The organism is Streptomyces tirandamycinicus, from assembly GCF_003097515.1.
GTDB lineage: Bacteria > Actinomycetota > Actinomycetes > Streptomycetales > Streptomycetaceae > Streptomyces > Streptomyces tirandamycinicus.
The window spans coordinates 377100-389919 of the sequence record NZ_CP029188.1; the positions used below are offsets into that span (position 1 = coordinate 377100).

The 12820-nt window shown below is 72.0% G+C and carries 11 protein-coding genes; 5 read left to right on the top strand and 6 right to left on the bottom strand.

Annotated elements, in window-relative coordinates:
- Positions 1–342 precede the first annotated feature (342 nt).
- A complete protein-coding gene (locus tag DDW44_RS01630; protein ID WP_108905312.1) occupies positions 343–1497 on the top strand; it encodes an NAD(P)-binding domain-containing protein in 1155 nt (384 codons plus the stop codon).
- A gap of 141 nt (positions 1498–1638) precedes the next feature.
- Here DDW44_RS01630 and DDW44_RS01635 read toward each other — a convergent pair whose 3' ends face one another.
- Positions 1639–3459, bottom strand: coding sequence for an ABC transporter ATP-binding protein (locus DDW44_RS01635; protein WP_146207081.1), 1821 nt, complete (start codon positions 3457–3459; stop codon positions 1639–1641).
- A 94-nt stretch (positions 3460–3553) separates the two neighbouring features.
- Between DDW44_RS01635 and DDW44_RS01640 the strand changes: the two genes are divergently transcribed.
- Entirely contained in the window at positions 3554–4018 is a 465-nt protein-coding gene (locus DDW44_RS01640) for a MarR family winged helix-turn-helix transcriptional regulator (RefSeq protein ID WP_017949362.1), read from the top strand.
- Between the two features lie 152 nt (positions 4019–4170).
- On the opposite strand, the gene DDW44_RS01645 is transcribed toward DDW44_RS01640, so the two are convergent.
- Complete coding sequence (locus DDW44_RS01645; RefSeq protein ID WP_244223944.1) at positions 4171–4842, bottom strand: TMEM175 family protein; 672 nt, start codon at positions 4840–4842, stop codon at positions 4171–4173.
- Between the two features lie 316 nt (positions 4843–5158).
- Entirely contained in the window at positions 5159–5950 is a 792-nt protein-coding gene (locus tag DDW44_RS01650; protein WP_108905315.1) for a metal-dependent hydrolase, read from the bottom strand.
- A gap of 210 nt (positions 5951–6160) precedes the next feature.
- On the opposite strand from DDW44_RS01650, the gene DDW44_RS01655 reads away from it, so the two are divergent.
- Complete coding sequence (locus DDW44_RS01655; protein ID WP_108905316.1) at positions 6161–8674, top strand: DEAD/DEAH box helicase; 2514 nt, start codon at positions 6161–6163, stop codon at positions 8672–8674.
- 136 nt (positions 8675–8810) lie between these two features.
- On the opposite strand, the gene DDW44_RS01660 is transcribed toward DDW44_RS01655, so the two are convergent.
- A complete protein-coding gene (locus DDW44_RS01660; RefSeq protein ID WP_244223945.1) occupies positions 8811–9095 on the bottom strand; it encodes an LppU/SCO3897 family protein in 285 nt (94 codons plus the stop codon).
- A 220-nt stretch (positions 9096–9315) separates the two neighbouring features.
- Here DDW44_RS01660 and DDW44_RS01665 point away from each other — a divergent pair, with 220 nt between their 5' ends.
- The gene (locus DDW44_RS01665) at positions 9316–9804 is read left to right on the top strand and encodes a glutathione peroxidase (RefSeq protein WP_108905317.1); all 489 of its coding nucleotides are present in this window, start codon (positions 9316–9318) and stop codon (positions 9802–9804) included.
- Between the two features lie 133 nt (positions 9805–9937).
- Here the strand turns inward: DDW44_RS01665 and DDW44_RS01670 are convergent, their stop codons facing one another.
- Entirely contained in the window at positions 9938–11164 is a 1227-nt protein-coding gene (locus DDW44_RS01670) for an acyl-CoA dehydrogenase family protein (RefSeq protein ID WP_108905318.1), read from the bottom strand.
- Positions 11165–11324: 160 nt separating this feature from the next.
- Here DDW44_RS01670 and DDW44_RS01675 point away from each other — a divergent pair, with 160 nt between their 5' ends.
- Entirely contained in the window at positions 11325–11975 is a 651-nt protein-coding gene (locus DDW44_RS01675; RefSeq protein WP_017948379.1) for a TetR/AcrR family transcriptional regulator, read from the top strand.
- A 253-nt stretch (positions 11976–12228) separates the two neighbouring features.
- Here DDW44_RS01675 and def read toward each other — a convergent pair whose 3' ends face one another.
- Complete coding sequence (def, locus tag DDW44_RS01680) at positions 12229–12771, bottom strand: peptide deformylase (RefSeq protein ID WP_017948380.1); 543 nt, start codon at positions 12769–12771, stop codon at positions 12229–12231.
- Positions 12772–12820 lie beyond the last annotated feature (49 nt).

Sequence of the window (12820 nt, forward strand, 5' to 3'; positions counted from 1 at the left end):
CGCCGCCGCTCGTCGCGCGGTCGCCCCGAGCCGCCGGGGACGTGCCCCGCCGCCCCGTCCTGACGCCCCCTCAGCAGGGGTGCTCCCCGCGGTACGGCGGGCGCGGGCGGAGGAGACGGGCACGGCGCACGGGACACCCGCACGCCGATCCCGCATGCCCTGAGGTACGGCGAGGGGATGATCGAGCCGTACCGGGGCGCCCCCGGGCCCGTGATCGTCGGCGGTCGCCCGGCGCCGGTAGCAGCCGGGCGGGTCGGGCGGGAGGCAGACGGCTCGGCGGGAGGCGGACGGTTCGGGGCCGTCGGCGGGAAGACGTCCGGCACCGCCACCGTTAGTAGAAATGTGAACAACTTCGAGGCGCGAGACGTGGACGTGGTCGTCATCGGTGCCGGACAAGCCGGGCTGTCCGGCGCCTACCACCTGCGGCGGGTGGGCCTGCGCCCCGACGCCGGCTTCGTGGTCCTCGACCACGCCCCGGCGCCGGGAGGTGCCTGGCAGTTCCGCTGGCCGTCGCTGACGTACGGAAAGGTCCACGGCCTGCACGCGCTGCCCGGCATGGAGCTGACCGGCGCCGACGACGACCGCCCGTCCTCCGAGGTCATCGGCGGGTACTTCACCCGGTACGAGGACGCCTTCGGGCTGCGGGTGCACCGCCCCGTCCATGTCCGCGCGGTGCGCGAGGGAGCGGGCGGCCGACTGCTGGTGGAGACGTCGGAGGGCCCGTACGCGGCACGGGCGCTGATCAACGCCACCGGCACCTGGGACCGGCCGTTCCACCCGCGCTACCCGGGCCAGGAGACCTTCCGCGGACGGCAGTTGCACACGGCCCGGTACCCGGGGCCCGAGGCGTTCGCCGGTCTGCGGGTGATCGTGGTCGGCGGCGGTGCGTCGGGGACCCAGCATCTGCTGGAGATCGCCGAAGTGGCGGCGGGGACCACCTGGGTGACCCGCAGGCCGCCGGTGTTCCGGGAGGGCCCGTTCGGTGAGGTTCAAGGGCGGGCGGCGGTCGCCCTGGTGGAGGAGCGGGTCCGGAAGGGCCTGCCGCCCGAGAGCGTGGTGTCGGTGACGGGCCTTCCGTTGAACGACGCGATCCGGCGGGCCCGCGAGCGGGGCGTCCTCGACCGGCTGCCGATGTTCGACCGGATCACTCCGGAGGGCGTGGCCTGGGACGACGGTCGCACCGTCGAGGCGGACGTCATCCTCTGGGCCACCGGCTTCCGGGCGGCGATCGGCCACCTCGCGCCCCTGAAGCTGCGCGAGCCGGGCGGGGGTATCGCACTGGACGGCACCCGTGCGGTGCGGGACGAGCGGGTCCATCTCGTCGGCTACGGACCGTCGGCCTCGACGATCGGCGCGAACCGGGCCGGACGGGCCGCGGTCCGCGAGATCAGGCGGCTTCTGGACCGCGGGCCCGCGGCCCGCGGGGGCGGCGAGCGGCGACCGGTGGACCAACCGGCCGGGCAGCCGGCCGGAAAACCGGCCGTCGTGCCCGGCTGAGGCAGCTGCCCCTCAGGGGATGGCGGCCCTTCCCCGACAGGGGGCCTGGGGGCCTCCCGGTCACCGGGAGGTGGTGGCCGCACACTGCCGGGAGCCTTCCCGGACTTCCGGCAGCGCCGTCGCGAGGGGATGACCGGAGGCTCAGGAGACCACCGGTGCCGGCCGGCCGTCCCTGCGCACCAGCGCCGCATAGCGCCCGTTCCGGTCGATCAGCTCCTCGTGTGTCCCGTGCTCGGCGATCCGCCCGCCCTCGAGGACGACGATCTGGTCGGCGTCACGCACGGTGGAGAGCCGATGGGCGATGGTGATCGTCGTACGTCCGGCGGAGAGCGCGTCGACGGCCCGCTGCACGGCGTGCTCCGTACGGGTGTCGAGCGCGCTCGTGGCCTCGTCCAGGATGAGCACCGGAGGGTCGCGCAGGATCGTGCGGGCGATGGCGAGCCGCTGCTTCTCACCTCCGGAGAAGCGGTAACCCCGCTCACCCACCAGCGTGTCGTAGCCGTCGGGCAGCGCGGCGATGTGGTCGTGGATCTGAGCCGTGCGCGCCGCGGCCTCGATCTCGTCGTCGGTGGCGTCCGGTTTGGCGAAGCGCAGATTGTCGGCGACCGAGGCGTGGAAGAGGTACGTCTCCTGGGAGACGACGCCCACGGACCGGGACAGGGTGTCGAAGTCGAGGTCGCGGACGTCGACGCCGTCGAGGGTGACCCGGCCTTCCGTGACGTCGTAGAGCCGGGGCACGAGATAGCCGAGGGTGGACTTCCCGGACCCGGTGGGTCCCACCACGGCGAGGCTTCCACCGGCCGGGACGGTGATGTCGATGTCGTCGAGCGTCGTCCCTCCCCCGGCGTCGTAGCTGAAGCCGACCTTCTCGAACCGCACCTCCCCGGCGACCTCGTCCAGCCGGACCGGGTCCTCCGGCTCGGTGATGTCCACTCGCAGGTCCAGGTACTCGAAGATCCGCTGGAACAGGGCGAGCGACGTCTGGATCTGGACGCCCGTGGACAGCAGACTCACGGCCGGGCGGAACAGTCCCTGCTGCAGCGACACGAAGGCGACGAGAGTGCCGATCGAGATCGCGGACCCGCCGGATGCCAGGGTCAGCCCCGCCGCCCAGTACAGGAAGGCGGGCATCGCGGCCATGACGATGCCGATGACGGCCATCCGCCATCGCCCGGCCATGCTGGAGCGGACCTCCAGACCGACGAGGCGCTCCGACTCGTCGGCGAAGGACCGGGTGAGCGAGTCGGCCCGGCCCATCGTGCGGCCGAGGAGGATGCCGCTGACCGACAGCGACTCGGTGACCGTCGCGGCCATGGCCGCCATCTGCTTCTGCCGCTGGGTGGTGATGGCTTTGCGCTCACGGCCGACGCGGCGGCTGATCCAGACGAACACCGGCAGCAGCACCAGGGAGACCAGGGTGAGGCGCCAGTCGAGCGCGAGCATCGCCACGATCGTGGCGACGACGGCCGTCGCGTTGGAGACCAGGGAGGTCGCCGTGGACGTGACGGTCGCCTGCATGCCGCCGATGTCGTTGGCGATGCGGGACTGGACCTCGCCGGTCCGCGTCCGGGTGAAGAACGCGAGCGGCATGCGCTGCAGCCGGGCGTACACGCCGGTGCGCAGGTCGTGCATCACGCGCTGGCCGACCGTGGTGGAGATCAGGGTCTGCAGCACGCCGAAGACGCTGGTCGTCACGGCGGCGGCGATCATGCCGAGGGCGAGCAGCGTCAGCAGGCCCGTGCGGCCCTGCGGGATCGCGGTGTCGAGGATCTCGCGCAGCAGGAAGGGGGAGGCGACGGAGACCAGCGACGAGGCCCCGACGAGCAGCCCCACCACCGCGAGCCGCGTCCGGTAGGGCCGGAAGAGCCGGAGGATGCGCCGCGCCTGGGCGGGCTCGCCGGGTCGCGCCGGGTCCAGCGGTCGCTCGGGAGGCGTCCAGGAGGGACCGTCGTCGTGGCGCATGGGCTCCCTCCGCGGGTCGGGGACGTACAGCTCGATGAGCATAGCTCATTGTTACCTGTACTCACAATGAGCGTGGTCCTGATATCGTCCGTGCATGACCACTCCAGGCCCCGTCCCCGACGCGGACGGCGTTCTCGCGGAGCAACTGCTGCGGCTGACGCGCCGCCTGCACCGGATTCAGCGGCAGCATCTGCAGCCGGTCGGCATCACTCCCGCCCAGGCCCGGCTGCTGCGCGTCGTCGCCCAGTACGACGCGGCCCCGCGGATGGCCGACCTGGCCGAGCGCCTTGAGGTGGTGCCGCGTGCGGTCACCACGCTGGTCGACGGGCTGGAGACCGCCGGCCGTGTCCGCCGGGTCCCCGACCCGGCCAACCGCCGCGTGGTGCGGGTGGAGCTCACCGACCTCGGACGCACCACACTGCGCGAACTGCGCGGCGCCCGGCGCGCCGCAGCCGAGGACATCCTGGCGCCCCTGACCGCCGGGCAGCGCGAGGCGCTGGGCGAACTGCTGTCGGCGCTGACCGACGGAGGCACGGGGCCCGCCTCCCGGAAGCCCTGACCGGCGCCTCCCCCTAGCCGGGGGTACGTGGCTCCGCGGCGGTCCCGGCACGGGTGAGCCGGCGCCTCCGCACCCCGGTCCCCGGTCCCCAGTCCCCAGTCCCCGGTCCCCAGTCCCCGAACGGTCCGAGGCCCGGCGCGGCACGGTGCGGTTCAGTTCCGGGGCGGGGCGCCGGAGGGCCGCCGGGACGGAGCCTTCCGGGTCCGCCGGGACAGCCAGGCACGGGCGGGGATCGCGGCCAGCCACCAGAGCTGTGCGGCCGCGGGGGAGGCGAAGGCCAGCGGCACCGAGGCGGCGAAGACGACCACCATGACCAGGCCCTCGTACATGCTGACGCGCAGCCTGCCGGGATCCGTGCCCGGGGTGGCCAGGGCGGGCCTCAGCAGCAGCCGCAGGGTCATCGCGGCGAGCAGGCCGGAGGCGAGGGCGATGGACCCGGAGTACACGGCCGTCGCCGCCGGGGTGTCCGCGTACTCGCTGATCAGACGGGTCGGGAAGGGCAGCGCGGCGATGACGGCGAGCAGCGCGAGATAGAGGTGGAGCAGAGCGGAGTCGAGCCGGGCGACGCGGTGGAAGAGGGTGTGCTGACTGATCCACAGCACGCCGATGACCACGAAGCTGAGCAGATAGGCGCCGATGTCGGAGAGCGTCCGGTGGAGCGCCCTGCCGAGGTCGCGGGCCTCGAGGTCGCCGGGCACGGTGATGTCGAGGGCGAGCAGGGTGATCGCGATGGCGAACACCGCGTCACCGAAGGCGAGCAGCCGTTCGGGCCCGATGATCGCACCGGCGCTCTCGTCCTCGCCACCGCGGGTCGGTGTGCTCACGGCGAGGACGCTACCGGCGGTGACCGGAGGCGGCACCCGCTGGTGGGCCGGATGCCGGGCCACCCCGGCGGAACCCCGGACGCCGGACGCGCGGGCTACTCCCGGCGGAACCCCGGACGCCGGGACCGCCCGCACGGCACACCGGGCGGTGCCCCGCGGTCGGGGCGACCGTGCCGTGGCGCACCTCACGGCCCGCACCACCCGGTGCGCGCCGCCGCGCGACGCGGATGAGGTGACTGGGTGAAGTGACTGGACGAAGTGACTGGGTGAAGTGACTGGGTGAAGTGACTGGGTGAAGTGACTCGGATGCAGTGACTCAGATGAAGTTCAGGGCCGCCGCACCGCCCACTCCCCCGAGCAGCATGAACGCCGGCATGAGGACCTTCAGCTCGACCCAGCTGCCGGCCCGGAAGCGCATCCCCTTGGGCGGCCCCACGGGGTACCAGCGCTTGTTGCCGACCGGTATGGGCCAGAGGACGGGGCAGCCCGAGACCGTCAGCGCGTCCCCGATGTCGTGCACCAGGGCGCCGAGGACGACGGGGAGCCCCAGCCACAGGTACTCCTGGCCGGGTCCGGTGAAGAGCCAGTCGGCGCCGCTGCCCGGCTTGTCGAGGATGCCGGCCAGGATCCAGGCGCTCGTCGCCCCGAGCAGCCACACCAGGACGTCGCTGGACACCCGTGCGGCCCGCCACAGCAGGCCCTCGACGGCCAGCACCAGATGGACGAAGAGGATCGCGAGGACCGCCCATCGCCCCCCGGTCGTCGCCATCACCGAGGTGCCGCCGCCGATCAGCACCGCCCACAGCCAGGTGTGGGTGAGCGTGCGATGACCGCCGGTCCTGCGCTTGTCCCCCGGCTTCCTGGTCGCCTTGTAGACCGCGTACGAGAGCTTGTCGACCACTTCGCACAGGCCGCGGGAGAACGGGCCGAAGGCGCGGGAGATCGTCGCCGCCTTGTGGTCGAGGTCCGGCGCGAGCGCCGCGCCCGCGCAGATCAGCGCGCCGACGACGAGAACGGGCCAGGGCATCGGATGCTCCAGTGCGGCCGCCGCCGCGCCCACCCCCAGCCAGGCAGCCGCCCCCGACAGGGAGTGCGCCGGTCCCATCATGCTCGTACCCGCCCCATCTGCTGTTGTCCCCGTGCCCCGTTGGCCCGGGCCCCGGTGGCCCGCGCCTCGATGGCCCCCGCCCCGTTGACCCGTGCCCCGATGGCCCGAACCCGTGGACCCGAGCCCCGTCGAGGGGACAGGCTACCGGTGGCGATCTTCCTCCCGGTGGGCGGTTCCCTGTCCCGGCTGCGGGCCAGGCAAGATGGTGGGGTGACCCTTATCGATCAGCTGCCGCCGGACGCCGACCCCGATGCCCTCTTCGAAGCCTTCACGTCATGGGCCGGAGACCGGGGCATCTCCCTCTACCCGGCCCAGGAGGAGGCGCTGATCGAGGTGGTATCGGGGGCCAACGTGATCGTCTCCACCCCGACCGGCTCCGGGAAGAGCCTGGTCGCCGCGGGTGCGCACTTCGCGGCCCTCGCCCGCGACGAGGTCACGTTCTACACCGCGCCGATCAAGGCCCTGGTGTCGGAGAAGTTCTTCGACCTCTGCAAGCTGTTCGGCACCGAGAACGTCGGCATGCTCACCGGTGACGCGTCCGTGAACGCGGACGCGCCCGTCATCTGCTGCACGGCCGAGGTGCTGGCGTCGATCGCCCTGCGGGACGGCAAGGACGCCGACATCGGCCAGGTGGTGATGGACGAGTTCCACTTCTACGCGGAACCGGACCGCGGGTGGGCCTGGCAGATCCCGCTCCTCGAACTCCCCCAGGCGCAGTTCGTGCTGATGTCGGCGACGCTCGGCGACGTGTCGATGTTCGAGAAGGACCTCACCCGCCGCACCGGCCGGGAGACCGCCGTCGTGCGCTCGGCGACCCGCCCTGTGCCGCTCTCCTACGAGTACCGCACGACCCCGATCACGGAGACGCTGACCGAGCTGCTGGAGACGAAGCAGGCTCCCGTCTACATCGTGCACTTCACCCAGGCGCAGGCGGTCGAGCGGGCGCAGTCGCTGATGAGCATCAACATGTGCACGCGCGAGGAGAAGGACCGCATCGCCGAGCTGATCGGCAACTTCCGCTTCACCACCAAGTTCGGGCGGAACCTCTCCCGGTACGTCCGCCACGGCATCGGCGTGCACCACGCCGGCATGCTGCCCAAGTACCGCCGCCTCGTGGAGAAGCTGGCGCAGGCGGGACTGCTGAAGGTGATCTGCGGTACCGACACCCTCGGCGTGGGCGTCAACGTCCCCATCCGCACGGTGCTGTTCACCGCGCTCACCAAGTACGACGGCAGCCGGGTCCGTACGCTGCGCTCCCGGGAGTTCCACCAGATCGCGGGCCGGGCCGGCCGGGCCGGCTTCGACACCGCGGGCTTCGTCGTCGCCCAGGCCCCCGACCATGTCGTCGAGAACGAGAAGGCCCTCGCCAAGGCCGGCGACGACCCGAAGAAGAAGCGCAAGGTGGTGCGCAAGAAGGCTCCCGAGGGCTTCGTCGGCTGGACGCAGAACTCCTTCGAGAAGCTGATCGCCTCCGACCCCGAGCCGCTCACCTCCCGCTTCAAGGTCACCCACGCCATGCTGTTGTCGGTGATCGCCCGTCCGGGCAACGCCTTCGAGGCGATGCGCAAGCTGCTCGAGGACAACCACGAGCCGCGCAAGCAGCAGCTCCGGCACATCCGCCGGGCCATCGCCGTCTACCGCTCGCTGCTCGACGGAGGGATCGTCGAGCGCCTCGACACCCCCGACGCCCAGGGCCGGATCGTCCGGCTGACCGTCGACTTCCAGCAGGACTTCGCCCTCAACCAGGCGCTGTCCACCTTCGCGCTCGCCGCGTTCGACCTGCTGGACCCCGAGTCGCCGTCGTACGCCCTCGACATGGTGTCCGTGGTCGAGTCGACGCTCGACGACCCGCGGCAGATCCTCGCGGCCCAGGAGAACAAGGCGCGGGGCGAGGCCGTCGCCGCGATGAAGGCCGACGGGGTGGAGTACGAGGAGCGGATGGAGCGGCTCCAGGAGATCTCGTACCCGAAGCCGCTGGAGGAACTGCTGTGGCACGCGTACGGCACCTACCGGAAGTCGCACCCGTGGGTGGGTGACCACCCGGTCTCGCCGAAGTCGGTGATCCGGGACATGTACGAACGGGCCCTGTCCTTCACGGAGTTCACGTCCTTCTACGAGCTGGCCCGCACCGAGGGCATCGTGCTGCGCTATCTCGCGAGCGCCTACAAGGCCCTGGACCACACCGTCCCGGACGATCTGAAGACCGAGGACCTGCAGGATCTGATCGCCTGGCTGGGCGAGATGGTCCGCCAGGTCGACTCCAGCCTCCTCGACGAGTGGGAGCAGCTGGCCAATCCCGAGGTGGAGACCGCGGAGGAGGCGCAGGAGAAGGCCGACCAGGTCAAGCCGGTCACCGCCAACGCCCGGGCCTTCCGGGTGCTGGTCCGCAACGCCATGTTCCGCCGGGTGGAGCTGGCGGCGCTCGACCGCGTCGACGAACTGGGCCGGCTGGACGCCGAGTCGGGCTGGGACGAGGAAGCCTGGGGCGAGGCGATGGACGGCTACTGGGACGAGTACGACGACCTCGGGACCGGTCCGGACGCGCGCGGGCCGAAACTGCTCGCCATCGAGGAGGATCCCGGGCACGGTCTCTGGCGGGTCCGGCAGACGTTCGCCGACCCGAACGACGACCACGACTGGGGTATCAGCGCGGAGGTCGACCTGGCGGCCTCCGACGAGGAGGGCCGGGCCGTCGTGCGCGTGACGTCCGTGGGCCGGTTGTGAGACGGGAGCCGCACGGCCCCGCCGGGGTGGGCCGGCCGCTCGTCCGGGTCGTGCCGGAGGGGCTGTTCCGCCGGCTGGGCGGCTGAGGGCCGCCAGCCGGCGTCACCACCCGTACGGGGTCACGTCCCCGCGCGGGTCACTTCTTGACGGGGTCGAGGCAGAGGACGAACTTGTCGGCGTCCCACTGCTGGGCGAGGGCGGCCTCGCCGACGGTGCAGGCGTTGACGTCGAAGGTGTTCTCGACGACCTTGACGACCTTGTAGTTGGCGTCCTTGTCGTCGCACCCCTTGGTCTCGACCTCGGGGTCGTTCTCCTCGCCGGTGACCTTGACGCAGTCGCCGGCCTCGGCGCGGACGGGGGCGTCGAAGACGTAGCCGATGCCGAGCTTCACCACCACGGCGACGACAATGAGCACGACCACGCTGAGAAGCTTCTTGAGCTTGCTCTTCTTGGCGGGTTCGGGCGCGGGCGCGGGTGCGGCGCCGGGTATGGGCTGGCCCTCCGGGAGCTGCGGTTCCTACGGGGCGGGGGAGGGCGTGGGTGCGCTCATCTGCGTTCTTCCTGGGTCGCTGGAGATCGAACGCGCGCACGCTACACGAAGAATAAGAACCGCATAAACACGAGGTACGAAGGAGTCCCTGATGTCCGTGTATGACATCCCTCTGCGCACTCTGTCCGGCGAGGAGACGTCCCTGGCCGAGCATCGCGGCAAGGCCGTGCTGGTGGTGAACGTGGCGTCCCGCTGCGGTCTCACGCCCCAGTACGCGGGGCTGGAGCGACTGCAGAAGACCTACGCGGACCGTGGTTTCACGGTGCTCGGGGTGCCGTGCAACCAGTTCCTGGGCCAGGAGCCGGGCAGCGCCGAGGAGATCACCACCTTCTGCTCGGCGACGTACGGGGTGACGTTCCCGCTGCTGGAGAAGTCGGAGGTGAACGGCGACCAGCGGCATCCGCTCTACGCCGAGTTGACCCGCTTCGCCGATGCCGACGGGGAGGCCGGTGACGTGCAGTGGAACTTCGAGAAGTTCCTCGTCTCCCCGCGGGGCGACGTGGTGGCCCGCTTCCGGCCGCGGACGGAACCGGAGGCCGCGGAGGTCGTCGCGGCGATCGAGGCGCAGCTCGTGGCCTGACGGGCTCGCGCACGCGCGACGGGGCGCCGCCAGCCGGCCCGGGTGGACCGCGCGGTGTATCGAGGTTCGTGCACGCGCGACGGGGCGCCGCCCGTGGCCGGGTGGCGCCCCGTCGTGTGCGGGAGCCGGGGTGTCAGCGGATGGGCAGGCCGGAGAGCGTGCGGGCGATCACCAGGCGCTGGATCTCGCTGGTGCCCTCGAAAATCGTATAGATGGCGGCGTCGCGGTGCATGCGCTCGACGGGGTACTCGCGGGTGAAGCCGTTCCCGCCGAGGATCTGGACGGCCTGGGCGGTGACCTTCTGGGCCACCTCGCTGGCGAAGAGCTTGGACATGGAGCCCTCGGCCGCGGTGAACGGCTTGCCGCTCACCGCCATCCAGGAGGCGCGCCAGACCAGCAGTCGGGCGGCGTCGATCCGGGTGCGCATGTCCGCCAACTGGAAGGCGACACCCTGGTTGTCGATGATGGGGCGGCCGAACTGCTTGCGCTCCTTGGCGTACTCGAGGGCGTAGTCGTACGCGGCCCGCGCGGTGCCGACCGCCATCGCGCCGACGGCGGGGCGGGAGGCCTCGAAGGTGGCCATGGCCGCGTTCTTGACCCGCTCCCCGCCCTCCCGGGCCCGCTCGCGGGCGCGGGCGAGCCGCTCGTCGAGCTTCTCCTTGCCGCCGAGCAGGCAGGAGCCGGGGACCCGGACGTCCTCCAGGACCACCTCGGCGGTGTGCGAGGCGCGGATGCCGTGCTTTCTGAACTTCTGCCCCTGGGAGAGGCCGGGGGTGTTCGGGGGCACGATGAAGGAGGCGTGGCCCTTGCTGCCGAGGCCGGGGTCGACGACGGCCACGACGACATGGACGTTGGCGATCCCGCCGTTGGTGGCCCAGGTCTTGGTGCCGTTGAGCACCCATTCGTCCCTGGCCTCGTCGTAGACGGCGCGGGTGCGCATCGCGCCGACGTCGGAGCCTGCGTCGGGCTCGGAGGAGCAGAAGGCGGCGACCTTCACGTCGTCGACGTCGCCGTACATCTGCGGGATCCAGGTGCCGATCTGCTCCTCCGTGCCGTTGGCGAGGACGCCGACGGCGGCGAGGCCCGTACCGACGATGGACAGGGCGATACCGGCATCGCCCCAGAAGAGTTCCTCCATGGCCATCGGGATGCCGAGCCCGGTGGGGTCGAAGAACTGCTGGGCGTAGAAGTCGAGGGAGTAGATGCCGACCTTGGCGGCCTCCTGGATGACCGGCCAGGGGGTCTCCTCGCGCTCGTCCCACTCGGCGGCGGCCGGGCGGATCACGTCCCTGGCGAAGCCGTGCAGCCAGTCGCGGACCTGCTTCTGGTCGTCGTTGAGATCGAGCGCGAACTCGGTCATGTCCCCTCCTGATGTGCTGAGCACGCATGTTACTAGCGGTAACCGCAGTCTGTTACCGGTGCGTAGGAGCTGTCAACCGCCCCTGGCGCGATCGGCGGGCGGACCCTGCGGAGTGTTACGTTGCGCAGGCCTCAGGATTCAGCACGGGCGGGGAGAGACCATGGAGACCACCACCACTCAGCAGGGCGACCAGCAGCGTTCGGCCGACCAGCGGCGGCGCGAGCTGCTCGAGGCAGCCGACCGCGTGGTGCTCCGGGACGGCCCGCAGGCCTCCATGAACGCGATCGCCGCCGAGGCCGGGATCACCAAGCCCATCCTGTACCGCCACTTCGGCGACAAGAGCGGGCTCTACCGCGCGCTCGCCAAGCGCCACACCGACGGCCTGCTGGCCGCGCTGCGCACCGCGATCGACGCCAGCTCCGACCGGCGGGAGCGGGTGGAGCACACCCTCGACACCTACCTCGCCGCCATCGAGGCCAGACCGCAGGTCTACCGCTTCCTGATGCACCCCGCCGAGGAGTCCCAGCAGTCCGAGCAGGGCTTCGACGTCGGCAGGCACACGGCGCCGCTGCTGCGCAGACTCGGCGAGGAGCTGGGCACGGTGATAGCCGAACGCGTCGACCTCGGTCCCGGCGGGGACGAGCTGGCGAGGATCTGGGCCCACGGCATCGTCGGCATGATGCACGGCGCAGGCGACTGGTGGCTGGGTGAACGGCCGTGCTCCCGGGAGAAGTTGGTGCGCAGTCTCGCGGACCTGCTCTGGGGCGGCCTGTCCGTCGCCGAGGACCGCCCGGGCAGCCAGGGCTTCTGACCCGGGCTCCGGCAGGACCGTCTTCCGGCCGCCGCGGACCGCGTCGGCGGTCCGGGCCTCCCCCACGTCCGGAACCTCTGCCACGTTCGGAACCGCCGCCACGGCCCGGCGGACCGCCCGCGCGGCCCGGACTTCCCGCCGCCGGCACGGTTCGGTCCCACCGCCGGGCACCCGTTCGGTCCCGCCGCCGGGCACCCGTTCGGTCCCGCCGCCGGCGCCGGTGCGGTCCCGCCGCACCGCACGGAAGCCTTCGCTACCGCCGGCCCCACGGCGCGCGGCGGACCGCGCGCAGGGCACGGGTGCGGCGCAGGCCGGTGAGCCGGTCCAGGTAGACCCCGCCCTCCAGGTGGTCGCACTCGTGCTGCAGGCACCGGGCGAAGAAGCCGGTGCCCTCCACCCGCACCGGCGCCCCGTCCCGTGTGACGCCCTCGACGACCGCGTGGTCGTACCGGGGCGTCCCCGCCTCGACGCCGGGCAGCGACAGACAGCCCTCCGGGCCGCGCACCACGACGCCGTCGGCGGCGACGAGCCGCGGGTTGACCACGTGCCCGAGGCGGCGGACGTCCTCGTCGTCGGGGCAGTCGTAGACGAAGACCCGCAGCGGCACGCCGATCTGGTTGGCGGCGAGGCCCACGCCGTTCGCGGCGTACATGGTCGCGTACATGTCCTCGATCAGCCCGCCGAGGGACGGGCCGAAGTCGGTGACGGGTTCGCACGGCGCGTGCAGCACCGGATCACCGAACAGGCTCATGGCCCGGACGAGGCCGGAACTGCCGGGGATCGGACGGTTTCGCATGGCCGTAAGGGTACGTTCCGCGCATCGCGCCGGTGACCTCCGGGTTCCT